Source organism: Commensalibacter melissae (assembly GCF_003691365.1).
In the GTDB taxonomy this organism is placed as follows: Bacteria; Pseudomonadota; Alphaproteobacteria; order Acetobacterales; family Acetobacteraceae; genus Commensalibacter; species Commensalibacter melissae.
In genome coordinates this window covers 434560-459975 of record NZ_CP033087.1, presented here as the reverse complement: position 1 = coordinate 459975, position 25416 = coordinate 434560, and the positions used below count along the sequence as shown (strand labels likewise).

Genomic DNA, 25416 nt, shown 5'->3' with positions numbered 1-25416 from the left:
CTGTCAACCGAACAGGGGCACAGGGATCCATTAAATCCATTTATCTACGTGACCCTGATCTGAATTTAATCGAGATTGCACGATATATTGAAAACCCCTGAATCAAACAAGGGGTATTTTTAAAAATCAATAACTCTTATTCTATATTTTATCTTAACTTGGTGCCAAGGCCTGTTCAAGATCCTGAATAATATCATTTACATTTTCGATACCAATCGATAGACGAATCACATCGGGTCCCGCTCCTGCAGCAATTTTTTGTTCATAACTTAATTGACGATGTGTAGTCGATGCAGGATGAATGACTAAGGAACGCGTGTCTCCAATATTAGCCAATAAAGAAAACATTTTTAACGAAGAGACAAACCGGACAGCTGAATCATATCCTCCTTTTATTCCAAAGGTAAATACTGATCCAGCCCCTTTAGGCGCATATTTCTTCTGCAAATCATTATATTTATTATCAGGCAATCCAGCATACGAAACCCACGCAACCTTTTCATGATTAGCCAGATAATGAGCTACCACATTTGCATTGTCACAATGACGCTGCATACGCAAAGGTAAGGTTTCAATTCCCGTTAAGATCAAAAATGCATTAAAAGGAGAAATTGTTGGACCAAAATCACGCATACCCAATACACGCGCAGCAATTGCAAAAGCCGATGAACCTGCCGCATCCGCAATAACCAACTCTGCATAATCATGTCGTGGCTCTGTAATTTTTTTATATTTGTTATCTTTTTTCCAATCAAATTTACCACCATCAACAATAATGCCGCCCATCGAATTTCCATGTCCCCCCATAAATTTAGTCAGGGAATGAATCACGATATCGGCACCATATGCAAAAGGGCGAACCAGATAAGGCGTCGCCATGGTGTTATCCACAATCAAAGGGATATGATTGGCATAAGCAATTTTTGCAATGGCCTCTATATCAACAATTATACCACCAGGGTTTGCAAAGCTTTCAATAAAAATCGCCTTTGTCCGACCATCAATTGCTTTTTCAAAAGTGGATAAATCGTCAATATCGGCAAAACGAACATGCCAGTCAAATGATTTGAAAGACTGGGTAAACTGGTTAATTGAACCACCATATAATTGACGGGCGGCGATGAAATTATCCCCTGCCTCCATCAGGGTATGAAAGGTTAAAAACTCTGCAGCATGTCCAGAAGCAGTTGCCAATGCTGCACTTCCTCCCTCCAGTGCTGTCACCCGTTCTTCCAATACAGACTGGGTTGGGTTCGTAATCCGACCATAAATATTTCCCGCATCTGTCAAGGCAAAGCGATTGGCTGCCTGATCAACATCTTTAAAAACATAAGCTGTAGTCTGATAAATCGGTGTTATTCTTGCCCCTGTTACTGGATCAGGTGTTGCCCCCGCATGAATAGCCAAGGTTTCAAAATTGGTGTTTTTACTCATTATTTATGATCCGATATAAAAATGAAAAATGATGCCAAATCATCATTTATGATGATTTGTTTTTCGTTAAATTATCTGTTTATCGAAAATTACGAAATAAATGTAATACAATTCAAAAATATCAACAATCATTATTAAATATCGAATCGAATAATCGAAAATTTTTTTAAAAAAAATCGATATAATTTCGTAATTATATTCAAATTTAAGTGATAGTAAAATCAGAATAATATTTTTTTAAATAAATATTGATTTAAACAGATAAAAGGATCTATTTGTATCGTTCTTCAATAACCCTTGAATACATTCATATGCTTTTTCCAAAAATAACGATCCTGATCAAGAATTTTAACAATTATAATCATGACAAACCCTTTTTGATAATTTAAATAGATAAACAATAGCATATATGTGATTAAACAACCGACTGCATATAATTCATAATTTTATCTTTAAACCTGATAATGCCGTTGGAAATATTGAATGAATCACGTTAAACATTATACAGATATTAGCATCGCAGAACTTGTTGAGTTAGCCATTCAACGCAATGAAGGAAAATTGGCCGCTAATGGTGCGTTAACAGTAAAAACGGGCAAACGAACCGGACGGTCCCCAGCTGATCGTTTTATCGTTAAAGAAGCCATAACAGAAAATGCGATTAATTGGGGTAAAATTAACCAACCTTATTCCGAAAATAAATTTGACACCTTATGGAAACATGTCGAGGATTATATCAATCGACAAGCATGTTTCATTTCTCATGTTCATGTCGGGTCTGACCAAAATTATTATCTACCCGTCAAAATGATTACCGAAACCGCCTGGCATAACGTGTTTGGAAGATGCCTTTTCATCAATCCTGATATTTATAATCCAAAACAACTTTCTGAATGGCAAATTATCAACGCTCCCGGTTTCAAGTGCAATCCTGAACGAGACGGTACCAATTCTGAGGGAACTGTCATCATTAACATTTCTCAAAAAAAAGTTTTACTTGCAGGAATGCCTTATGCCGGGGAAATGAAAAAAGCCATGTTCTCTGTGCAAAATTTTCTTTTGCCTGAACAAGACGTTTTACCCATGCATTGTGCAGCAAATGTTGGCGAAAAAGATGATGTAACCTTGTTTTTTGGATTGTCAGGAACAGGTAAAACAACACTTTCAGCCGATGAACACCGTTACCTGATTGGAGATGATGAACATGGTTGGGGTGCAGGAACAGTTTTTAATATTGAAGGAGGATGCTATGCAAAATGTATTCATCTTAGTGAAAAAAATGAGCCCGTTATCTGGCGAGCCATCCGTTTTGGAAGTGTTCTTGAAAATGTCGTATTAGATAAAGCGACACGTGAGCCTGATTACAATGATGAACAATTCACTCAGAATACAAGAGCTTGCTACCCTCGTGATTTCATTGTGAAACGGGCAAAAAATAACAAAGGGGGCGAACCTAATGCAATTATCTTTTTGACTTGTGATTTAACCGGCGTCTTGCCACCTGTTGCCATTCTAAATCATGAACAAGCTGCATACCATTTTCTTTCTGGATACACCGCATTGGTTGGATCAACGGAAATAGGATCCGGTTCAGGAATCAAATCCACATTCTCAACATGTTTTGGTGCACCTTTTTTTCCACGTCCACCACAAGTTTATGCAGAACTTTTAATCAAACGAATTAAGAATTTTCATTCGCATGTTTATTTGGTTAATACAGGATGGACAGGAGGTGGTTATGGTGTAGGTAAAAGGTTCAAAATTCCAACAACGAGAGCAATTATCCATGCGATACAAAATGGCCTTATTAACGAAACAAAAACAGAGCATCTTGAAATTATGAATCTGGATATTCCCACTGCAATACCTAATGTTGAAAATAAAATTCTAAATCCACGCAACTGTTGGAAAGATCCACAAGCCTATGATCAAGCCGCACAAAATTTAGCGCAACAATTTATTGATAATTTCAAAAAATTTAACGTCTCTGAAACTATCTATCAAGCAGGACCCAAATTAAAATATTAGATAATAGTTTTTTGATAAATTTTATTTAACATGATGATGAGAGGATAGTTTGAAAAATTATTCTCATCATCAAAATCATAACTTTCAGATTATTTAAAAATTGAATCCAATTTCCATTCTTCTATATTTTTAAAAATTGCGGTCCCTTTCTCAGCAAATAACGTTAACTTTTTTTGGTCAGAAACCGGATAAATCTTGCTAGTTAAACTATATTCACCTTCATTAACAAAAATTTCTATAGAAGAGGCATCAATAAAAATATGTAAGTCTATTCGTAACATTCCCTTTAAAGAAATACTTCGACAGGATTGTAATTCATAATCAGAACTATGTCGCTCAAATATTAACCGCTTCAAAGCTGAATCAACACTAATTCTTCCAGCACTTTCAATATTTAAACCATAACACCTACCTGAACTAGCAGTCAAATCAATCGATAGCTTCAGCTCTTGATATGTTTCATCTAATGAATAAACCTCATTATTTAAAGCAATCAATTCGAATTTTTTGTAATCTGTTCTAAGTAATTCCAATTCTACAATTGGTTTACAATATAATTTACCAATCTCATTACATGAAACTTCTCTAGGCAAGGTTAACGCGCCGCTCCAACCCTCGGATTGATTAGGAAGAGGCGCATCCCACATCTCCATCCATCCGACCATAATTCTACGCCCATCAGCAGCTTCAAATGTCTGGGGGGCATAAAAATCATGACCATGATCAATTTCTCTAAATGAAGTTTCAATAGAAAAAGTTCCATTCTTTTCCCATTGACCTATACAATAACCACTTTGATGTAAATTACGGTAATCATATTCCTGAGCAGGCATACCTTGAGGTGAAGTAATTAACACATCTTTATTATTAACACTAAAAAAATCAGGACATTCCCACATATAACCATCTACGCTATCTTTTGCCTGATGTAGGATACATCTAAATTGCCATTCTTTTAAATTATCCGATTGATATAACCTCACTTGACCCAAATCATTTACTTTTGCCCCCACAACCATCCACCATTTTTCCCGAGCTCGCCATACTTTGGGATCCCGAAAATCAACTATTCCTTCTGGAGGATATAAAACAGGTCCATGTTTGGTAAAATGAATTCCATCTATACTGGTCGCCATGCATTGAACTTGACAAATTCGTGAATCTTCACCGGTTTTCTCAAAAAATCTATGACCTGTATAAAATAAGGTTAGTATACCATTATTATTTACAGCTGAACCTGAATAACAACCATCCCGATCATATTCCTGATCAGGATATAGAGCAATTGGCATATGCTCCCAATGAACCATATCATCACTGACAACGTGCCCCCAATGCATAGGCCCCCATATAGGTTTATAAGGATAATGTTGAAAGAAAAAATGATATTTCCCGTTAATATAAATTAAACCATTTGGATCATTAATCCAACCATATTGAGCGGCAATATGAAATTTTGGGTAATAATTATCACCCCTTTTCTTCATCGCTTCTTTAACAAAATTATCAGCTGAACTTAAAGATCTCATAATGATTTCCATTCAAAATATGAATGCCAATATTATTTAGTTAAGTAGACGATCTAACAAGATCCATCCATAAATCGATAATTCCGTAACAGAAATTTTAAGATTACTTGTATGATATCATAATTTCATTCAAAATTTCTTTACAAAATAAATAAAATGAAATTTTTACGAATAGTTTTTTTTAAATTTTAATTAAAGGCATCTTCCGTATTAATATCCTGACTTAAACAAGAATTTCTTCCATCCGGATACAAACTATCATTACTAACTATCAGATCCAGTTGATGTCCAGCCATCAATTTGAAAAGAACATTTTATTTCAGCCCATCCTTTCCATGAAGGTTACATTCATCCTGGACAATTTATAAACACCAGATGTTTTTCCTACACAATCAAGATGAGCTCAATATCATTTCGAAAATATATAAAAATACACCTTGACAAGAAATTGAATTAGAGCTTATTCCACGTATGATAATTATATAACTTGTGACACATATCATTATACCTGGGCATAAAAAAGCAGCCTAAAGGCTGCCCAATAAAAAATTATTAAAACTTTTCCATCTGATTAAACTACAAATTATATACGTTATAATTTTATCGTAATATTATTTTTTTTCCAAAGCTTCTTCTAATAAAATAAAAGCTGATAGAACCTGACCCATAGTATAGTTCAAATTCAATTTAAGTAATTGGGATATTTCTTTACATTTCATATTTCCCAAAATAATCATATTCAAAATATCAAGATGATAACTCCCAATTTCTTGCCATATAGATAATAATTTACTGTATGCATCATGTTGTGAAGGTATTGGTTCCCAATTTCCACTACTTATTTTTCCTTCTTTCAACCAATGACTTATACGTGCGTAAATTGAACTGCTCTGTCCGAAAGCTTTTTCACACAAAATGGCATATCGTTCAGCACAATTACGTTGGGTAACACTTATACTACCACGATTCATCATCTCATCATAAACACATTTACGTCGTAATCGTGTAACTTTTTCATTTATATTTTGAGGATCAATACCAACATCAATTATTAGTTTTCCTGAATTATATTGTGCTTCCAGATGATGTTTACGTACAATAAAGGGTAATTTTTTTTTATTAATCCGTTTTTTTATACTTTTTTTCATAAAAGGCCTTCTTTAATTATAATGAAGCCTCTTGATTAATTAATAATTCCTCTTTTATATTATTATCATTCAACAATACTAATATTCCGTTGTGAGAGAAAAGAACAATTTCTGCGCTATAATGATTATTTTTCTGTTCATCGTACCATTTCCGAACTCTTAATTGTCCTTCAATGTATAGCTGATCCCCTTTTTTAATGACAGTTTCAATTTGTTTAATCAAATTTTTACTAAAAACGACAACTTTAAAATACTCAACTTTGTTGATTTGTTGAGCTGTACGTCGATTTTCCCAGCTATCATTTACCATTAGGACTAAAGTCGCTATATTATCACCAGATTGGATCATTTTTATTTCTGGATCTTTGGCTAAAATACCAATCAAAACAACTTTATTTATAAAGCCACTCATTTCAGTTCCTATTCATATTAATTCTGCCATTAATGACATATTCTCATAAATTTTATTTAAATTGATGAATGGCTATATATTGTAATTAAACCTTTTATTAATTCTACTACTGTTCCTTTATTCTAATAATAACTAATTCAAATAAAATGTTAATTGTTATTATATATTAAAATTATTTTAGATATATAATACTAAACCATCTTTTAAGAAATAACTGCTTTTCCATATTCATAAATTTTTATTAATATTCATTATTTAAAACAGCACCTTCCTTATCTTTTCAATCAATTAACACTGTTTAAAAAAAAATCAAGCAAAAATAATATTTTGATAAATTATTAATTTTTTAATCTATTAACAATCTATTTTTTAAATTTTTTTATGCAATTATATTCCTTACACTAACTAAAATTTTAAATGCATATATAATTTAATTTGCCTTTAAATAGATATTTAATTAATTTTTTATAAATGAAATAATTAATTATTGTTTTATATAAAGGATATTAAATGAACTTATCTATTTTAAATCAAGAACAGAAAAATTTCCGTGATGCTATGTCGCAATTAGCTGCAGGTGTTTGCATTATAACTACTAATGGAAATACTGGTCCACACGGGATTACCGCAACATCAGTTTGTTCCATAACCGACACCCCTCCAACAATATTAGTCTGTATCAATAAAAAAAGTAAAGTAAATCAAATATTTAAAAATAATCAAAATATTTGTATCAATATTCTTTCTTCCAAACATCTGGATGCAGCAAAACATTTCGCCGGAATTACAAAAATTAATATGGAAGAAAGATTTTTACAAGATGAATGGCAAAAAACTAACAAAAACCCACCATATCTTAAAAATGCATTGGTTTATTTGAAAGGTCAAATAAATGAAATTAAAGAATACGGTACACATTCGCTTTTTTTCACAAATATTAATATAATTAATATCAATAATAAAAACGATAAAAACGATAATCTCGTTTATTATGATAGAAATTTTTGCTCAACTTCAAAAATATTAGATATAAAATAAATTATATTAATATCATGAAAAATCATAATTTAGATTCTATTTGATTCATTCATTAAAAATATTTAATATCAATAAGTTATGTAGATCATATCCTATAATTTGAATAATTAAAATCTCTCTATAAAAAATTGCTATCCTTCATCAATTTAAATTGCAATAATGAATAAACGTACGGTATTTTAACCTTTATAATTTATATTCCGGTTAAAATACCACATATAATTAATTAATTAGTATGGTATTATTCTTTAAAAATGAACATAAAAAAGCTGTTATTTAACATTGAAAACATCATAAAAGAAAAAAATATTAGTGAACGCAAGGCATGTATTAATGCTGGTATAAGTCCAGATTTCATTAGAGATATGCGGAGAAATGGTAATTTTCCCAAAGTTGACAAGTTAATCAAGTTAGCAAATTCATTAAATATCAGTATTGACTATTTTCTGAACGCTCTAAATCCAAAATCTTCCCCTCCCTCTTTGACTTTAAAAAACCCTTTTATTTCTTTGAAAATAATCTATATCAAAGGAAATATAGAAGCCTCTCAATGGATTCAGAAAGTAGAATGGCCACAATCCGAATGGATTATTTTTCCCATTCCTGAGAATCCGGAATTTAAAAATGCAAAAAGCTTTGCCTTGAATATCAGGGATGAATCAATGAATTTGTTATATCCTAAAGGCTCTATCATCATTGCTGTCAATTTTTCTGATTTAGAAAGAGCCCCTAAAGATGGTGAATGTGTTGTTACCATTCGTTATGATAAATTAACAAATTGTTATGAGCAAACCCTTAAAATAGTTGAAATAAAAGAAAATGGTAAAATTTTTCTCTGGCCTTATAGTAACAATCCTAATTTTACACACCCTATAATTTTACCACGCTCAAATTCTTTTCACTCAAAAAATAATGTTACACCATCTGTAACAATTCAAAGTCTTGTCATTGGTTGTTATCATAACACTATACAAAGAATAAAATTACAGAATTAAAAGATTTATTTTTGTTAACGATTCGTTTCATTGCATTTGCGGGATTTTTACCAAAAATTGTTGACGACGGTTTTTTTCCCTATAAAATAAAAGCATAACACAAAAAATCATTGTTATATCAATACTTAATTGAAAAACCTTATTTATTTATTTATTTATTTATTTATTTATTTTCTAAAAGGATATTAATTAAAATGAATCTTTCTTTTCAAATTATTAAAAATTCTGCCAGTAGTCATTTTGCACTTACCGTTCGTCAACTTGCAATTTTATCCTTGGTTTATAACGAAGCGATTGAAGCGAGTGTCGATTATTATTCTAAAACATTAAATCTTTCTAAACCTGCTGTAACCAAGGCAATTAATCGTTTAGAAGAATTAAAACTCGTTAAACGTAAACCAGATACACAAGATGGACGTAAAGTAATCGTTTCATCAACATTAATTGGTCAGAATTATATTCAACAAATTCAAACTATACCCTATTCTATGTATCATGCCTGTTAGTCCTTAAACATTTAACTATATAATCTTAAACGCATCTTCTTTATCTTTTATAAAAAAATACATTACCGTAAAATATTTCCCCTTTATACTTAAATAAAATATTTTAAAAACGCATATTTAAATCTTAATATTTAATTAATCAAATCTTATATTTAACTGAAAATGATATATTATTATTTATTATTATTAAAAACATTCGATATATTCAAGAATATCATTACAATTATATTTACAAACAATAATCGTTAAATTTGCTGAAAATTTTTGTTAATTGAATTAGAATATAACGTTTTTTGTATTATTAAATTACAATTTATTAGAATTTAATATAAATAATATTTTAAAAAAGTTAATCCGCTATGATGCCTAAATTTGTATAACCCTTAAATTGTAACTGATATGCTGCTTTAATAGCTCTTATCCCAGTCTTACAAATAAATACTATTCGTCGATCGATCGGAAAATTACTATTTTCTATATTTTCAGGTTTCATCCGAACAACATGAGAATTAACACTGATTGGAGCTTCAATTTCATCCCGTAATTCAACCAAATAATCATCAACTTTGAGACTGTCCCTATCTAATAATGAAATAATTGTTTTTTGTTCAGGTTCTTCCGCATCATCAAAACAAATCTGACCAACTCTCCAGTTAATGCAATCTATATGAAACAAGTTTCCTAATGTCGGTTTGGAAAGCTTTATTATTATATTTATAGCCATTTCTGCCTGAATAGATCCCATAATCGCAACAACAGGTCCCATTACTCCAATATTATTACAATTATTATTCGAAAACGAAGGTTTTGGAAAAACCGAGCGATAGCTTGGCCCACCACCACAAAAAGCCCCTACATATCCCTGAAATTCCAGAACAGAAGCACTTATAAAGGGAATATTCATTTCATAACATTTGTCAGAAAGAAGATATGTCACCATAAAATTATCAGCCGCATCTATAACCAGATCAATTCCACGCATTGCATCAGAAATATATGAAAAACTTAATTTTTGAGCATAAGCCTCGATATGACACTCTGGATTTTGACGATATAAAATATTCTGCATTACCAAAACTTTATGTTTGCCAAGATCAGATTTAGAGTACATATATTGTCGATGTAAATTAGATTCTTCTACAATATCATGGTCATAAACCCTTATAAAACCTATCCCCGCTGCACTAAGTAATGGTAAAACCGTATTACCCAATCCACCACATCCTACAACTAATAGACGGGCCTTTCTTAATCTCTCCTGACCTTCGATACCAACCTCAGATAACATTATCTGTTTTTTAAACCGTTTTTCCATTAATTGATAACCTTTTTAATCTGTCTTTGCCAAGCATTATAACGATTGATTGGATCTGACGCAGTCTTAATATCTGTTACTACTGCCAAACTATCTGCACCCGCTTTCAGAACATATGGAATCCGTTCAACTGTTAATCCCCCGATAGCAACCAAAGGAATATTTCTTATTCTCTGTTTCCATCTGTTCAGTTTTGATAACCCTTGCGGGTGCCATTTCATTTTCTTCAATACAGTCGGATAAATTGGTCCCAATGCAATATAGTCAGGGTAAAGCTTCAACGCAATTTCCAACTCAGATCTATCATGTGTGGAAATCCCATATTGAATTCCTGCATTTCGTATCCTGTTAAAATCTGTTTTTAATAAATCTTCTTGTCCTAAATGAACAAAATTTATACCCAATTCTAAAGCCAATTCCCAGTAATCGTTCAAAATCAATCGCGCACCATAACGTTCACAACAGATTTTTGCTTCCATAATATTTTGCCTCAAATCCGGTTGAGACATGTTTTTAATTCGTAATTGAATCAATTTAACCCCAACAGGCAATAATTTTTTAATCAATGAGACAGATTCTGTGACTAAATAAAATTTTTCCATTATAGTGATAGATCCGCCAATCCATATGCTGGTGTTGAGGCATAGGCCATATTACGCTTTTCCATTAATCCCGCTTTATATGCTATCCGTCCCGCTAAAATAGCTTTGTTAAAAGCATCCGCCATTAGAATAGGATTTTTTGATTTCGCAATTGCCGTATTTAGTAAAATTGCATCAAAACCTATTTCCATCGCTTGGATTGCTTGACTTGGCGCTCCAATCCCCGCATCAATAATAAGAGGAATATTTTTAAAATATTGACGCATTGTTTTTAATCCTTCAATATTACGCAAACCTTGTCCAGATCCAATCGGTGCCCCCCATGGCATCAAAAGTTGACAACCTGCCTCTAATAACTTTTCACCAACAATTAAATCCTCGGTCGTATAAGGAAAAACCTCAAACCCTTCCTTTGACAAAATCCTGGCAGCTTCAACTGTTGCAAAAGGATCTGGTTGTAAAGTATCCGCATGACCGATAATTTCCAGCTTAATCCAGTTTGTTTCAAAAACTTCACGTGCCATCTGCGCTGTTGTCACGGCCTCTTTCACGGTATGGCATCCTGCCGTGTTTGGCAAAAACCTTTTTTTTGTTTTTGCTATTAACTGACGAAATTCAGAACCTCCCACTCCTTCCCTGCGTAAACTGACAGTTATAATTTCTGCCTCGGAAGCATGAATGGCTTGTATCAAGATATCTGGCGAAGGGTAACCGGCAGTACCCAATAACAATCTTGAATGAAGATTTTGGTTATAAAATTGCACAACTAACCTCCCTGCATTGGTGATACAACTTCGATTTTCATATTTTCCTGAAGCTGAGTCCTCTCATAACGTACCCGAGGAATAAAATTTCCATCGATCGCACTGGCAACACAAGATACATCTATATTTTTTTCCTTCAGCAAATCTGCCAAAGTCTTTACCTGTGTTGTAATGAATTCGCCATTTAAATATAACTTCATTTTCATTATCCCAAAATTTTCTTCACGAAATCTAATGCCAGAACCGGAGCAAGTAAAAAGCCATGTCGATACATGCCATTGATATAAAATTTACCATCCTGTTCAATAATTTGTGGAATATTATCAGGAAAGGAAGGTCTGCATCCTGTTCCTGTTTCTACAATTCTTGCTTCAGCAAAGGCAGGATGAATTGCATATACTGAACTCAGCATTTCTATCAGGGCCCTAGCACTTATGGGACTATCATCATTGCTTTCCACCATTGTTGCCCCTACCATAAATCGGCCATTTGCACGAGGTACAAGATAACAGGGAAATCGCGGATGCAATAAACGAATTGGACGTAAAAAATTAACTTCGTGGCATTCAAAAATCAGCATTTCACCACGAACAGCCCGTAAATTTTTTAACGAACTGGTTGCCGCCATACCAGTACAATCAATGATCTTTCCTTTGGGCGAACCCGTATGAAAACTAACGCCCTTATTTTTTAAATTTTCTTTTAGTTCCTGCAAGGCCAAGCGAGGATCGATAAAGGCCTCAGAAGGAAAAAACAGCCCCTCAGAAAAACGACCCTTCAAATCTTTTTCTATCTTACCTGGATCAACCCATTCATGACAAATAGTCATATTGGCAAACCGTCTTAATTCAGACATATCTCGAGGCGGCGCAATGACAATAGTTCCGGTTTTTTTTACATTGCTGACATGATTATCCCACCACTCAACAGATAATTGTCCATTTTTTACGACAATATCTGGTGCACTTTCCCCTTCACAAAATGGTGCCAACATACCGCCGGCAAAATATGATGCGGCTTGAATATTTGGATTTTCAACAACCTCTATTTTTTCACCCTTTTCATATAAAGCTGTTGCAATACACAATCCTGTAACACCACTACCAAGAATAGACCAATAAGCCATTTATCCTACCTTATATAAATTGATCTCATAATCAATATTCAACTGATTATCATATGAAACGGATAAATAGAAAAGAAACAAGAAAGTGAATATGAACAATAAATAAAACTTAATATTATTAAATTTTTATAAAATAATAATATTAATTATATAATTATAGATTGAAAATTATAACACATAATTATAACAAAAAATAAAATATATACTTTAAAACTATTGATAGTAAAATTAAAATATCCAAATATCACATGTCATTAAATTATCAAATTTAAGAATATTCAACTCAATGTAACATTTTTTATTTGGAAATTATCATGAACCGTCTACAAATCACAGAAAAAATAATTCAAACCAAAATTAGTAAAGATATCAAATGGTCTTTTGTTGCCGAAACCTTAGGATTAAGTAAGGAATATGTTACAGCCGCTTGTCTCGGCCAAATGCCTTTAAATAAAGAACAGGCCGTTCTGATCGCTTCTATTTTTGATTTGACAGAGGAGGAAACCAATTGGTTAACCGTTCCACCTAATAGAGGAAGTCTTCCAACTGCCATTCCTTCTGATCCAACAATATATCGTTTTTATGAACTAATTAATGTATATGGATCAGCCATCAAGGAACTTATTCACGAAGAATTTGGAGATGGTATAATGAGCGCCATTGATTTTTCAATGAATATAACCAGAGAACCTAATCCCAATGGAGATCGTGTTAATATTCAACTTAGCGGTAAATTCTTACCTTATAAAAAATACTAGATTTTTCAAAAATATCAGTATTGTACTATAAATGATCCTTTATCCATCTATCGAGGATCATTTTTCATTAATTTAAATCAATATTTTAATTGATCTTTTATTCGTTGCCGATCCATTCTATATAGAATTCTTTGATTGGCACTGCCTCGAAAAGACAATTGCAAATCCCGTTGACTGATCTGAAATGGACCGTCAATCAAAATATCAATCAATTCCAATAGATGGATAATTGAAGGATTGCATTTTCCCAGTTCCAATAATCGTTCATACATATAACCCGTATAAGTAACCAGCGTTTTTCCTGTTTTCTTTACAATATTGGCAAGTAAAACAAGACTTTCCGCCTGCAAAAACGGTTCCCCACCCGAAAACGTCATGCCTGATAAAAGTGGATTATTCAAAAAGTCATTGATAATTTCTTGAATAGAAATTTCATAACCACTGTTTAGTGCATGTGTTTCAGGATTATGACATCCGAAACATTGATGAGGGCAACCCTGGGTGAAAACAACATACCTCAACCCAGGCCCATCCACGATAGATTCTGCTTCTATACCACTGATACGCAGTTTAGCTACAGCCATGCTTGACACGATCTTTTTCTTCTGCACGTTTGGCATTATTAAAACGGTCCAATGTACCAACCAAATATCCCGTTATACGGCGTGTCCTGGCAAAACTTATATCTTTTCCCACCATTTTGAATTTTTTTTGAACATGTTCTATAGGTTTAACCATATTGCATTTGCCCATTATTAACCCTTTCTAATTATAATCTGGAACATTCGAATAAATCTGTCTTAATTCGTTCAGTTTAGCGATACTGACCGCCTCACCATCTTTACGCCCGCAACGTGGACATTCATTATCAATAACACCAACATACCCACAGACAGGATCTCTATCTAAAGGATGATTAATCGCCCCATAACCAATTCCAGATTGTTTCATGTAACGGATAATTATTTCAAACGCATCCAAATTTTTACCTATATCACCATCAAGTTCGATATAGGTTATGTGACCACCATTGGTTAATTCATGATAGGGTGCTTCAAGTTGAATTTTTTCATGCGCTTTTACTGGATAATAAACAGGAATATGAAAAGAATTCGTATAATAATCCCGATCTGTAACCCCAGATATGACACCATATTTTTCACGATCCATAAGGACAAATCGACCACTTAGACCCTCGGCAGGCGTGGCAATCAATGAAAAATTAAGTTTTGTTCTTTTTGCCGCCTCATCTGTTTTTTTACGCATATGACTGACAATTTTTAGCCCTAACTCCTGCGCAACCTCGCTTTCCCCGTGATGAAAACCCACCAAAGCTTTCAGGGTTTCAGCCAAACCAATAAAACCAACCGTTAAAGTGCCATGCTTTAGAACTTCAGCAACTTCATCATTTTCTGATAAATTTTCTGAATCGATCCATATCCCTTGTCCCATTAAAAAAGGGTAATTTTTCACTTTCTTACGACACTGAATTTGAAACCGATGTATAAGTTGACGAAAAGATAGATGAATCATTTCATCAAGCAACTGAAAAAATAAATCTGTATTACCTTTTGCCTTCAGGGCTAACCGTGGCAAATTAATTGACGTAAAGCTTAAATTTCCACGGCCACATATTGTTTGTCTGTCCGGATCATAAACATTTCCCAAAACACGTGTACGACATCCCATATATGCAACTTCCGTTTTATAATCACCCTGTTTATAAAACACTTTATTAAAGGGAGCATCGATAAAACTGAAATTTGGAAAAAGACGTAAAGCGGACGTTTCCATCGCCAATTTGAATAGATCATAGTTTTTATCTATCGGATTAAAATTGATTCCTTCCTTTACTTTAAAAATCTGGACAGGGAAAATAGGTGTCTCACCATTACCGAGCCCCGCTTTTGTTGCCAGCAGAAGATTTCGAATAGCCATGCGACCTTCTTCAGAAGTATCCGTTCCATAATTAATTGAACTAAAGGGAACCTGTGCCCCAGCACGTGAATTCATTGTGTTCAGATTATGTATAAACGCTTCCATCGCCTGATAAGTGCGTCTCTCTGTTGTACCGAGCGCTTTTTTACATGCAAAGTTATAAGCTTTCTTTATTATTTCTAAATCAACACCCAAATTCTCAAATTGATATAATTTTTCTCCATAAGATTCTAAAAATTGAAGACCAATAACACCTATCCGATGCTCAACCTGATCTTGAAAAACATCAATTTCCACATTTCCCAATTGTGTTTCGATTTGCAAAAAAATTGAAAAAACCTTCCAAAATTCTTGTCTGAATGTTTTTTTAACTCCATCCGCCATTGCATAATCAAAGTTGGGAACACTTTGCCCTCCATGCATTTCATTTTGATTGGCCTGAATGGCAATACAGGCAAGCGCTGAATAACTCTCGATTGAATTAGGTTCTCTTAAATAACCATGCCCCGTTGAAAAGCCTTTTTTGAACAATTTAATCAAATCAATCTGACAACATGTTTCGGTCAACATGTAAAAATCCTTGTCATGAATATGAATGTCACCATTCTGATGGGCATGTGCAATTTTTTCAGGCAATATGTATTGATCTATAAAGAATTTTGATCCTTCGGAACCGTATTTCAACATTGTGCCCATGGCGGTATCCCCATCAATATTCGCATTTTCCCGCTTAATATCTTCATCCTGGGCCGCTGTAAAAGTCAATTTCTTGTAAATATCCATCAATCCAGTTTCATTTGAGAACACCGGATCAGGTTTCTGAGTGCTTAGAACAGGCTTCATCGCAATTTTGACATCTTCATCACGCGTTAACATATTCCAAACAACTCCCAGTATTTATTTTACTCTACAGATAATCAATTCCTATTTTGTGGGATCGAAACTAAAAATTCAAACAGGCTTACTTTGTATATTCAAGTCTACCGAATTCACCAGAAAAATAACTCAAAAAACAATTGAACCCTTTTATATAAATATTTTCGAAACCTTCCTTTAATACTATATATTGTATGTAAAAATTTTTAAAGAACTATTTATAGATATTTTTTATTAAATTATCTATTTTTGCTTGACTGTTGAATTTCATTTTATCCTATCCATCTGATCTATTTGAAATCTCTGCCAGAGCGACTAAATATTGAAAATTTATTCATTCATTTGACCTAGACACATGGATAAAATTTTCCAAATATATATAATCCTGGCCAGATCCAACCTCATTTTATACATCATTATATCTATTGATTATTATCCTTAAGAGACCGTTCATGAATTTATCAGCTGTCATATCTGGTTTCCTTACAACCGCCAGTCTGATTATGGCAATTGGCGCGCAAAATGCCTTTATACTGCGACAGGGATTGCAACAGAATTTTGTTGGCTTAATCATCATTATCTGTTCCCTGTCCGATATTTTACTGATTTCATCAGGCATTGCAGGAATTGGCAAGATTGTTCAAACCTGCCCTCAACTGCTTCAATTCTTCCGTTATGGAGGGGCATTGTTTTTGGCTGCCTATGGTTTAATGGCGGCCAAAAGAGCTCTGTCAACCGTTGAAAACCTAAATCCGACAAAAGAAAAAACGGCAAGCAGAAATAAAATAATATTGACCTGTTTGGCGTTTACCTTTTTAAATCCGCATGTTTATTTAGATACAATGATTCTGATCGGCAGCATTTCAACACATTTTGCAGGTATTGGCAAATGGTTCTTTGGCATGGGGGCCTGTATGGCAAGTATCACCTGGTTTACATTACTTGGATATGGCGCAAAGTTTTTACAACCCTTTTTTCAAAATCCACTGACCTGGAAATTGCTTGAAGGATTTATTGCATTGCTTATGTTTTTCTTGAGCTATATGTTAATTTTTCATTCAACAAACTGACAAATCCAGAAATCTGATTGGTCACATTAAAAACCGTAATTCATTTGATATAAATGATAAAACACTTATTAATTTAACGAAATAGCATTATAATGTAACTGTATCATAATATAAGGAATTCAATTATGCTAAGAAAACTGGAAAAACTTATTTTATTTACTTTATTTGTTCTATTGGTTTACCGACTGGGCAAGGCCACAATTACATTGTCACAAAAGGAGAATGGCTGGTCCTTTGATATTGATTTTAAAACACATCCATTAGTTCAGAAATAAACTCTTGATCTATTAATTCGTTGGGAAAGTTCAAATCATGACCAAAAATAAAACTTCTAAAGTAGATAAATTTGCCCCCTCAAAAAAAACCGACAACATGCCCAATAATAATAAAAATGATAAGCTGATTCCTGATAAACCTTTGGTTGACAAAATCAACAAAAAAAATAAATAGATTTGATTAAATACAAATAAAGTCATCTTGTTTTATTCCCTTTATTTGTATTTAAAATTGATCAAAAACAAATTATTTTATTCCTTAATAATATGTTTTTTTAATTGTTAAATTAATAAAAAAATAAGATTATAAGTTGGATATTTATCATACTTCAAACAAATTTATATCAAAAAAAATCCTTTAAAAATTATAACTACCACGGATTTGAACCATGGCCAACTCTCAAATTGAATGGACAGATACCACCTGGAATCCTGTAGCAGGTTGCTCAATAATAAAATCTGGATGTCTGAATTGTTATGCCATGGAAATGTCAAGGCGACTTGAAGCGATGGGTGTTGAAAAATACCGTGGACTGTTAAAAAAAACAAATCATAAAATGATATGGAACGGTATAATCAGGGAAGACAAACAAACTCTTTCTCTTCCATATAAATGGAAAAAACCTCGTAAAATATTTGTTAATTCCATGAGTGATTTATTCCATTCCGGTGTTAGTGACAATTTTATTCATCAAATTTGGAAAGTCATGGAGGATACACCACGTCATTTCTATCAAATTCTGACAAAACGTCCTCAGAGAATGGCTGATTTCGTTACCAAACTAAATAGAGTATTACCTAATGTATGGCTAGGAACAAGTGTAGAGAACCAAGAGGTCACTGATCGCATTGAACATCTTCGTGGTGCTCCCGCAATTGTTAGATTCATCTCTTTTGAACCCCTGATAGGTTCTGTTGGAAATATCAATCTCAATAATATTCACTGGGCCATTGTTGGAGGAGAAAGCGGCTCTTCTGCCCGCCCAATAAAAGAGGAATGGATCGATGATATTTACGATGCTTGTCGCATTTATAATACCGCCTTTTTCTTCAAGCAATGGGGACGATGGGGAAAGGATAATAAGAAACGCTCTAAAAAAGCCAATGGACGGGAATACAAAGGTTCTGTCTGGAATGAACTTCCAATCGCCTACAATCTATAATCTACTATTTAGATTTTTTTTAAATATATATTCAACTTCATACCTTTGAAGAATTTGATAACAGCGATTTGTTATGTAAGTATAAAGTTCTCCATTAATTTTAAAATCAGCTGGTGTAATTAGATCAGCTCTTTTATCCGCACTCATTGTAAGAAGTTTTTCTTTTATATCTGTTAATGGTTTCTTTTTATTATAAACAACTATGCCTAAACCGCCCTTAGTTCTTGTCAAAGATAGAGCTGGTATATCGGTATCACCATCTCCGATATAAATAAAATTATTAAATGGTGCCCAATATTTATCATCAGAAATTTTTGTATTAACTTTTATATTTTTTGTACAAAAAGCACCTTTAGATATTTCAAAAAGGGCCCTGGTTTTTACTGTTTCATCTATACAAAATACAGGTATATTTTCAATTTTTACAACATTTTCTTCATATGAAACACTCTGGTATCTACATCCAAAAATATATCTAATCAGTCCTTCTGGAAAAATTAATTTTATAAGATCCCTCAAACCAGCAGACACAATAAAATGATGTATTTTTATGTTACAATCTTTAAATCTTTTTTCATTTTCAAGTTTTTTAATTTCCTGTAAAAACGGAATTACATTATCGAATAATTTAATTTTTTGTGAAATGTATTCTTGAAAGAAATCTTCATTTAATGGAATATTAAGATCATTAGCAATTTTTGATAAAGAATACATCCAGATAGGAGCATCTACGGCAGGAAGATATTCTTTAAAATCTTCCTGCTCTTTTGAAAAAGATTTCACATGTTTCCAAAATTTTTCTGCGGCATCTTTCTCTTCTTCTTTTAAAAAAGAAATAACCTCTGTTGTTGAGTCCTGTGGCGTTAATGTACCATCAAAGTCCCATGCTATTACAATATTATTACTTTGATTATCTATCATGATTTAGGTTTATTGTAGGAAGATAGGCTTCCATCTTTTTTTAAAATTAAAACATTACTTAAACTGAAAGATATTTTTCCACTTTTAGATTGGAAAGTTGTTGGTACATTTTCTTTTCTTTTCATTGTAGAAGCGTTTTTCGCCAATGGCTTTGTTTCTGATTTATCAGACATGATAATAACCTTATAATTTCAATAAAATTATCCAACAAATAATAATTAATATTATAAATAAATTAATAGAAAAACAATATCATTAACTAATAATTTAATTCTGTATCTGATTCCCTTATCTCACTTCCCCCGCCATATCCTGACAATGGCACAGATGGCGTGAATGACCATGCTTAACGGTATGCAGATCGCTATGATCGGAATGACCCAGGGATCATGGATCCTGATCCACTCACAATTGTTCAGCCACCACCATTTGCAAAACTCATAGACTGTATTCATAATCCCTTATCACCCCCGCCAGTATCCTTGCCAGGGTGTAAAGGTTCACCAGAGCGAATGTTCCCCAGGCAACAATGCCAAAATGCCAGTGCCTCTCGTAGACAAGCATGTTCAGCACCCCCCATATGAAAAGGGATACCGCCAGAAAAGAGGCCACCCCCCTCCACCTGAAACTTCCGCACATCAATGAAACAAGCTGCAGTGTCCCTGTAAGTATGAATGATCCTTCCCAAATACAGGCCGGAAGGATAGCCCTGAACCCATTGACGAATGAACAGTGAAAGATGTTGCCGGCCATGAAATATGCAAGTGCATACATTCCCGTCATGACCAGCAGTATCGAGCTCCACCACTCGCCAAGGCAATGGTTACGGTGTTTTTGGTGTCGCCTGTTTTCCATTGGTGCCATCCCCGTTCTTTCCATCTTTTCCAGCCTGCCTGTCTGGCAGCCTGAAAGAGGCCAGAAGATGAATGAGAGACCACAGCCCGTGCAATCCGCTTTTTGGATCTGGCTCTTTCCAGAACCGTATGACAAGGGTGCACAGGGTCACGATGAAAGTGACAACCGCGACAACATCACCCGCCGTATTGCTGGGCAGGACATTGATGATATATTGTAGAAGCTCGGTAAAAAAATCCATTTGTTCTTTCCTTGAATATAGACATAAAAAAACCACCCTAACGGTGGCTGGTATCTCTGGTGTTCTGGCAGGCCATGATCATGTCACGCAGGCTTTTGTAATCCAGCAGGTAACGGCCGATCTCGCTGTCAGGTTTTAACGCCTTGATCTCGCTGGACAGCTTTTCCTGTGACTTGGGCGTGTAATCCCTCAACGGCGGGCATTCAATCCGGTAGACAACGCGTGGCGATGACGAGCATGCCGCAAGAAAAACCGCCGCGAGTAAAATAATGGGTTTCATCAGAATTGCCCTTTCTCCAGCACATCTTCCAATTCATCCATGTTTTCAGGTGAATGATTGGCTGCCTGCTGCATTGCCTGAACAGTCTGAAGGGTCTGCCGGTCATTTTTGATGACTTCATCCTGTGTCCTGATCAGGTTGTTCCTATTCGCGGCCCTTCGACCTGTCAGGTAAAGCAGTCCCGCCATGATCCACCCTTTCCCTTTCCATAAAAAAGAGCATACGGACTTGATAATGAGTATGATATTTTCCATCTGTCTTTCCTTTTTCAGACATAAAAAAAACCACCTGTTGAGGTGGCTTCTCAATAAGAATAATCAATTATAGTACTTGAATTGCTGATCCAGCCATTGGATACGGCGTTTGGCAAAATTCATGATGAAACTGACCGACCATTTCTTTCCATCATCTGAAATAACCTTGCCATTTCCTATTCCGACATCTGCATCCATTGCCCATAATTCAAGGTCTTTCCTCATCATGTCAGGATTGATGAGATCGGTTGTATCCTTTATGATCCTGTTGAAGGTTTCAGCCGATATCTTTCCCGTGTCTCTCAGATAACGCCATCTCGCCCGTATTTCCGGTGTGAAACTGTTATGGATGGTTTCAAAGAATATCGGATCCTGCCGGTCAAACATCCTGTCCCGTTTCGTCACCCAGCCCATCTTGAAAGGATCAGTATCCCTAGCACTCAGATATCGATCGACAATACCGAATGTCTGATCCTCATCGTAGGGATATATATACATGACACCCGATACCGACGTGGCATTCCAGCTGCATAGCATGAAATTGTTCACCAGACTGTCAGGGGAAAAACAGACCTCGCAGAGCAGGATATAGTCAATGAAACATTCAAGATCGATATATTCCCGATATGTCTCTTTCATGTTCACCCTGTCCGCGATACAGTCCGAAGACCATCGCAGGAATCTTTTCAGGAAACTGACACTGTCATCCGTATTCGGATCGGGCGAGTATATCTCCCATTCGGATGGATTGTAGTTTCCGTCTGTCCAGAACGTGTTGGCATGATCGGGCTGGGCAAGAAAATGCCCTGGGTTTGATGAATCAATCAGGTACTGGTCATTGTCATTGTCAGACCTTATTATATACATCCCAAGGAATTCCCCGTCATGATACAGTTCACAGGGAAAACCGGCCGTTGAAAACAGAACGGAGGTTCTCATTCCAAGATTGTCCCTGTCATAATAGGAATAGGCGGATTCAGGGGCAAGGCAGCCTTTTTCATCCCTATGAAGATTTCTCCATATTTCCGTGGTGATTGTGTCTCTCAACAGGGTTCTGTCTGCCGCATAACCCTTCAGAACCAAACCATTCAAGGGTGTCCAGTCCCCTATTTTCACCTTTAGTTTTTTACCTGTCTCCGCATTCCTGAACTTTATCTTGAAGTTTTTCTTGGTGGCGTTCAGGCTTGTCTGTCCCTGCAGTTTCCATGTTCCTGTGGAGGAAAACAGGGGTATTGTTCCCTCGAAAATGGAAACACTCATGTCCACACCGTCTTTGCTTGTTGGAATATCTCCCCTGATAGAAACCCTCCATGTTTTGTTCGGTTTCGATATCACGATATAATCCCAGTCACCCGCCGTATTGTCATTTCCATACTGGACAAGGCTGCCGTTATTGACAAATCCTGTTGTGGGTTGTTTAGCTAGATCAGCCATAAATCAGTCTTCCATAAAATTGAGATGTAGCATCGAACATAATTTCCATGATGGTCATTATTGATGCCCTTGTGTCGATAAAAGGTTGCCTGTCCTGCCAGTAAATGGGTGTATCAAATTCAACAACACAATTTCCGTCACCGAATTGTAGCAACACGATAGTCATACGCTGCATCTGGCTTGTTTGCTGACTTGCAAAAGAAATCACGTATATGTTCTACACCTGGACATGATAGGCAATATCATCCTAATCGGGATAATCCAAACTGATGTCTGGTTCCCTACCGAAAATATTGTAGATGGTTGTTATTATTTACCGTTCTTTACCTGTAATGATGCGACCTGTTTTTCCAGTCTGTCGATCTTCTGTTTCATGGATTGTATCAATACGCAAAGTACTTCTTCATATCGCAAGGATTGACGATATGCCTGTTTCCCATTCTCATCCAGGACAGGTTGGTACTCGCTTCTGGTTACAGCTTTCCCGCTGGCATCCTTTTTTCCGGTATCGACCTCAATATTACTGAAAACCCTGTCCTGAATCCACATACCGTAATCAGATGGGTTCAGCCCCGCATCTGTCAGAACCCTTTCGACATCCTGAGCAATAAAACCGCTATGCAGACGTGCATTATCCTCACCTTTCTCATTGATGGAATCATTCAGTTTGTAGGTATGGATATTCAGATTATAGATTGCATCCAGCAATTTTTGATTGTCTGCATACCTGTCATCGCCAAGGTTGGCAAGAACCTTCTTTTCACTCGCATCAGATGTGACACTTACCGCGGTTTTTGAATAAATGTTGTTCCAAGCATGGTCATTCATGCCAAGATCACTACTTCCATCACTATCCGCATGAAATGCATGCCCCATAAAGGCTTTATAAAATTTATTTTCAGTGGTCCATATGGCTTCTCTCCCAACAATCGTATTATTCAGAACATAATTAAAATAAATTGAATTGACTGGTGCAACAAATGTATTGCCGTTCTCGTCAATTTTATGACTAAAAAACAGATTAACGATACCATCATCCTGAATACCAAATATATTTGATTTATTTTTATCCAATATTGTAGGATTACCCGCCGTAAACGCATCTTTTTTATTAAAATAAACTTCTGTGTCAATATCTTTTATTTTTTCGGCAACCTTTTCAACTGAATGCTTGGTATCAACAGATGTTTTGGAAATTCCAACAATCTGGCTAGTTATTTCATCAAGAGATTTAGCCAAAGTTGATAACTTTTGTGATGTGTTCTTTCCATCAGTACAAACAGTACATGCGGAGAGATCCAGATCCTTTGGAGAATAATTAACCATTCAAATATCCTATTAAATTAAATTTTGATCAATAAATTACAGATTCACAACAAGCTACTGTTTTTAAATTAATTCTTACCGTCAGCGCTTCTCAAATAACTGTCTTCTGTCGCAATCTTGACGTCATATCCACCATCATTACCCACAGGATGACTACAGTTCATATCAAGTATCTTAAAATACAACTATATAAAATGAGATCAGGTTCTTTATTTAAACTTTTTCTTTAGATAAAAACACGAGTGATTGAGCAACTTAATAAGATGTTGTTATTGTATTTGACACTTTTTTTTATTTAACGATCAAGTTTTCTAAAATAATCTCATAGAAAAACCTCTAAAGAAATTTTTGCTACTTTCTTCTTAACGCCAAAACACATAAGTGTTTTTAATGATTTATTTCAAATATAGACTTTTCTCAATATCTAGCTATATTTTTAACTTTATCCATTAAAATTGATATACCCCAAGATAGAAAAAATATACCTTAATATTAAATGCATTCAAATGTTTAATTATTATGGGTAATGAATAAAAGATTTTCACATCTTCAAACAAAAGAGTTTATCTTTTTTATTAAATTATATTTTAAACACCATATTTAAGAATTGGTTTTTGTGATAACCAGGTATAAACCGCGTTCATAAAGCTTGTTTTTACCCTTTTCCTGATATTTGGCTGTTTTTATAGCTTTATCCGTTAACATCGATATACCCCAAGATGAAAAATCATATACCCCAATATTAAATGCGTTCAAATGTTTTATAATGTGGGATAATGTTTTTTAACTGTCAGAATTAACCTTTGAATCTGTCAACACGATTTGTACCCACTTTCCTTGAATTTGTACCCACTTTTGTACCCACTTTTTATCACATAATCTGTCATGAACTGGCAAGAATATGATAGGTAAATATGGATTTTTTAGGAAAAACAAGGTATTTGTCAGTAATTGGCAATATTCAACATATGTAACTGGCGGAGGGGATGGGATTCGAACCCACGGTACGGCTTACACCGTACAACGGTTTAGCAAACCGTCGCCTTCAGCCACTCGGCCACCCCTCCGCAAGAAGAGCCTGCCTATAACACGACGTTTGCTTTTACCGTTTCTAATCATTTATTCGAG

31 protein-coding genes and 1 tRNA gene are annotated in these 25416 nt (G+C 34.6%); 9 read left to right on the top strand and 23 right to left on the bottom strand.

What is annotated here, in order from left to right; genetic code table 11:
* Positions 1–153 precede the first annotated feature (153 nt).
* Positions 154–1434 carry an O-acetylhomoserine aminocarboxypropyltransferase gene (locus D9V35_RS02180; protein WP_122123137.1) on the bottom strand — a complete coding sequence of 427 codons (1281 nt, stop codon included), beginning with the start codon at positions 1432–1434 and terminating at the stop codon, positions 154–156.
* Positions 1435–1917: 483 nt separating this feature from the next.
* Here D9V35_RS02180 and D9V35_RS02175 point away from each other — a divergent pair, with 483 nt between their 5' ends.
* Positions 1918–3462 carry a phosphoenolpyruvate carboxykinase gene (locus tag D9V35_RS02175; protein WP_122123136.1) on the top strand — a complete coding sequence of 515 codons (1545 nt, stop codon included), beginning with the start codon at positions 1918–1920 and terminating at the stop codon, positions 3460–3462.
* Between the two features lie 89 nt (positions 3463–3551).
* Here the strand turns inward: D9V35_RS02175 and D9V35_RS02170 are convergent, their stop codons facing one another.
* The 3 genes from D9V35_RS02170 to ssb all read right to left on the bottom strand — a co-directional run bounded on the left by D9V35_RS02170 (position 3552) and on the right by ssb (position 6551).
* Entirely contained in the window at positions 3552–4991 is a 1440-nt protein-coding gene (locus D9V35_RS02170; protein WP_198196837.1) for a glycoside hydrolase family 32 protein, read from the bottom strand.
* Positions 4992–5602: 611 nt separating this feature from the next.
* Positions 5603–6139, bottom strand: a complete 537-nt coding sequence (locus D9V35_RS02165) for a hypothetical protein (RefSeq protein ID WP_122123134.1) — start codon at positions 6137–6139, stop codon at positions 5603–5605.
* 16 nt (positions 6140–6155) lie between these two features.
* A complete protein-coding gene (gene ssb, locus D9V35_RS02160) occupies positions 6156–6551 on the bottom strand; it encodes a single-stranded DNA-binding protein (protein ID WP_122123133.1) in 396 nt (131 codons plus the stop codon).
* 510 nt (positions 6552–7061) lie between these two features.
* On the opposite strand from ssb, the gene D9V35_RS02155 reads away from it, so the two are divergent.
* The 3 genes from D9V35_RS02155 to D9V35_RS02145 all read left to right on the top strand — a co-directional run bounded on the left by D9V35_RS02155 (position 7062) and on the right by D9V35_RS02145 (position 9090).
* Positions 7062–7589, top strand: a complete 528-nt coding sequence (locus D9V35_RS02155; protein WP_122123131.1) for a flavin reductase — start codon at positions 7062–7064, stop codon at positions 7587–7589.
* 254 nt (positions 7590–7843) lie between these two features.
* Positions 7844–8584 carry a LexA family protein gene (locus tag D9V35_RS02150; RefSeq protein ID WP_122123129.1) on the top strand — a complete coding sequence of 247 codons (741 nt, stop codon included), beginning with the start codon at positions 7844–7846 and terminating at the stop codon, positions 8582–8584.
* 194 nt (positions 8585–8778) lie between these two features.
* A complete protein-coding gene (locus tag D9V35_RS02145; protein WP_110439455.1) occupies positions 8779–9090 on the top strand; it encodes a MarR family winged helix-turn-helix transcriptional regulator in 312 nt (103 codons plus the stop codon).
* A gap of 349 nt (positions 9091–9439) precedes the next feature.
* Here D9V35_RS02145 and D9V35_RS02140 read toward each other — a convergent pair whose 3' ends face one another.
* Genes D9V35_RS02140 through D9V35_RS02120 form a run of 5 tightly spaced genes read right to left on the bottom strand, consistent with a single transcriptional unit; the run spans position 9440 to position 12897 of the window.
* Positions 9440–10405, bottom strand: coding sequence for a HesA/MoeB/ThiF family protein (locus tag D9V35_RS02140; RefSeq protein WP_122123127.1), 966 nt, complete (start codon positions 10403–10405; stop codon positions 9440–9442).
* Positions 10405–11007 carry a thiamine phosphate synthase gene (locus D9V35_RS02135; RefSeq protein ID WP_122123125.1) on the bottom strand — a complete coding sequence of 201 codons (603 nt, stop codon included), beginning with the start codon at positions 11005–11007 and terminating at the stop codon, positions 10405–10407. Before D9V35_RS02135 ends, D9V35_RS02140 begins: the two co-directional genes overlap by 1 nt.
* Positions 11007–11771: a thiazole synthase gene (locus tag D9V35_RS02130; protein WP_110439452.1), complete on the bottom strand. Its 765-nt coding sequence runs from the start codon at positions 11769–11771 to the stop codon at positions 11007–11009. Before D9V35_RS02130 ends, D9V35_RS02135 begins: the two co-directional genes overlap by 1 nt.
* A gap of 2 nt (positions 11772–11773) precedes the next feature.
* Positions 11774–11971 carry a sulfur carrier protein ThiS gene (gene thiS, locus D9V35_RS02125; protein ID WP_122124241.1) on the bottom strand — a complete coding sequence of 66 codons (198 nt, stop codon included), beginning with the start codon at positions 11969–11971 and terminating at the stop codon, positions 11774–11776.
* A gap of 5 nt (positions 11972–11976) precedes the next feature.
* Positions 11977–12897: an FAD-dependent oxidoreductase gene (locus D9V35_RS02120; RefSeq protein WP_122123123.1), complete on the bottom strand. Its 921-nt coding sequence runs from the start codon at positions 12895–12897 to the stop codon at positions 11977–11979.
* A 314-nt stretch (positions 12898–13211) separates the two neighbouring features.
* On the opposite strand from D9V35_RS02120, the gene cynS reads away from it, so the two are divergent.
* Entirely contained in the window at positions 13212–13655 is a 444-nt protein-coding gene (gene cynS, locus D9V35_RS02115; RefSeq protein WP_110439450.1) for a cyanase, read from the top strand.
* Positions 13656–13732: 77 nt separating this feature from the next.
* Here cynS and nrdG read toward each other — a convergent pair whose 3' ends face one another.
* From nrdG to D9V35_RS02100, 3 genes are read right to left on the bottom strand one after another with little or no spacing between them, the layout of a single operon-like run.
* Entirely contained in the window at positions 13733–14239 is a 507-nt protein-coding gene (gene nrdG, locus D9V35_RS02110; protein ID WP_122123121.1) for an anaerobic ribonucleoside-triphosphate reductase activating protein, read from the bottom strand.
* Positions 14226–14393: an anaerobic ribonucleoside-triphosphate reductase gene (nrdD, locus tag D9V35_RS02105; RefSeq protein WP_122124240.1), complete on the bottom strand. Its 168-nt coding sequence runs from the start codon at positions 14391–14393 to the stop codon at positions 14226–14228. The genes nrdG and nrdD overlap by 14 nt, the downstream gene beginning before the upstream one ends.
* Positions 14394–14420: 27 nt before the next feature.
* The gene (locus D9V35_RS02100) at positions 14421–16469 is read right to left on the bottom strand and encodes an anaerobic ribonucleoside triphosphate reductase (protein WP_122123119.1); all 2049 of its coding nucleotides are present in this window, start codon (positions 16467–16469) and stop codon (positions 14421–14423) included.
* Between the two features lie 452 nt (positions 16470–16921).
* Between D9V35_RS02100 and D9V35_RS02095 the strand changes: the two genes are divergently transcribed.
* The 4 genes from D9V35_RS02095 (at position 16922) to D9V35_RS02090 (ending at position 18977) form a co-directional block, all read left to right on the top strand.
* A complete protein-coding gene (locus tag D9V35_RS02095; protein ID WP_122123118.1) occupies positions 16922–17539 on the top strand; it encodes a LysE/ArgO family amino acid transporter in 618 nt (205 codons plus the stop codon).
* A gap of 125 nt (positions 17540–17664) precedes the next feature.
* Entirely contained in the window at positions 17665–17814 is a 150-nt protein-coding gene (locus D9V35_RS09310) for a hypothetical protein (protein ID WP_155566442.1), read from the top strand.
* A 37-nt stretch (positions 17815–17851) separates the two neighbouring features.
* Positions 17852–17989, top strand: a complete 138-nt coding sequence (locus tag D9V35_RS09305) for a hypothetical protein (protein ID WP_162988543.1) — start codon at positions 17852–17854, stop codon at positions 17987–17989.
* Positions 17990–18203: 214 nt separating this feature from the next.
* Positions 18204–18977, top strand: a complete 774-nt coding sequence (locus tag D9V35_RS02090) for a DUF5131 family protein (protein ID WP_122123117.1) — start codon at positions 18204–18206, stop codon at positions 18975–18977.
* Here D9V35_RS02090 and D9V35_RS02085 read toward each other — a convergent pair.
* The 11 genes from D9V35_RS02085 to D9V35_RS02045 all read right to left on the bottom strand — a co-directional run bounded on the left by D9V35_RS02085 (position 18972) and on the right by D9V35_RS02045 (position 25355).
* The gene (locus D9V35_RS02085) at positions 18972–19898 is read right to left on the bottom strand and encodes an HAD family hydrolase (RefSeq protein WP_122123116.1); all 927 of its coding nucleotides are present in this window, start codon (positions 19896–19898) and stop codon (positions 18972–18974) included. The genes D9V35_RS02090 and D9V35_RS02085 overlap by 6 nt on opposite strands.
* Positions 19895–20071, bottom strand: a complete 177-nt coding sequence (locus tag D9V35_RS09300; protein ID WP_162988542.1) for a hypothetical protein — start codon at positions 20069–20071, stop codon at positions 19895–19897. Before D9V35_RS09300 ends, D9V35_RS02085 begins: the two co-directional genes overlap by 4 nt.
* Before the next feature lie 120 nt (positions 20072–20191).
* Positions 20192–20353 carry a hypothetical protein gene (locus D9V35_RS09295; protein WP_162988541.1) on the bottom strand — a complete coding sequence of 54 codons (162 nt, stop codon included), beginning with the start codon at positions 20351–20353 and terminating at the stop codon, positions 20192–20194.
* A complete protein-coding gene (locus D9V35_RS02080; RefSeq protein ID WP_162988540.1) occupies positions 20350–20703 on the bottom strand; it encodes a hypothetical protein in 354 nt (117 codons plus the stop codon). Before D9V35_RS02080 ends, D9V35_RS09295 begins: the two co-directional genes overlap by 4 nt.
* Before the next feature lie 18 nt (positions 20704–20721).
* Positions 20722–20994 carry a hypothetical protein gene (locus D9V35_RS02075; RefSeq protein WP_122123113.1) on the bottom strand — a complete coding sequence of 91 codons (273 nt, stop codon included), beginning with the start codon at positions 20992–20994 and terminating at the stop codon, positions 20722–20724.
* 37 nt (positions 20995–21031) lie between these two features.
* On the bottom strand, positions 21032–21274 hold the full coding sequence (locus D9V35_RS09290; protein WP_162988539.1) for a hypothetical protein: 243 nt from the start codon (positions 21272–21274) through the stop codon (positions 21032–21034).
* Positions 21274–21528, bottom strand: coding sequence for a hypothetical protein (locus D9V35_RS02070; RefSeq protein WP_122123111.1), 255 nt, complete (start codon positions 21526–21528; stop codon positions 21274–21276). Before D9V35_RS02070 ends, D9V35_RS09290 begins: the two co-directional genes overlap by 1 nt.
* 63 nt (positions 21529–21591) lie before the next feature.
* The gene (locus D9V35_RS02065; protein WP_122123109.1) at positions 21592–22962 is read right to left on the bottom strand and encodes a CotH kinase family protein; all 1371 of its coding nucleotides are present in this window, start codon (positions 22960–22962) and stop codon (positions 21592–21594) included.
* Entirely contained in the window at positions 22955–23170 is a 216-nt protein-coding gene (locus tag D9V35_RS02060; protein WP_122123107.1) for a hypothetical protein, read from the bottom strand. Before D9V35_RS02060 ends, D9V35_RS02065 begins: the two co-directional genes overlap by 8 nt.
* Positions 23171–23271: 101 nt before the next feature.
* Positions 23272–24288 (bottom strand): tail fiber domain-containing protein, encoded by a 1017-nt coding sequence (locus tag D9V35_RS02055; protein WP_122123105.1) that lies wholly within the window; start codon positions 24286–24288, stop codon positions 23272–23274.
* A gap of 975 nt (positions 24289–25263) precedes the next feature.
* Positions 25264–25355, bottom strand: a tRNA-Ser gene (locus tag D9V35_RS02045).
* Between the last annotated feature and the right edge of the window lie 61 nt (positions 25356–25416).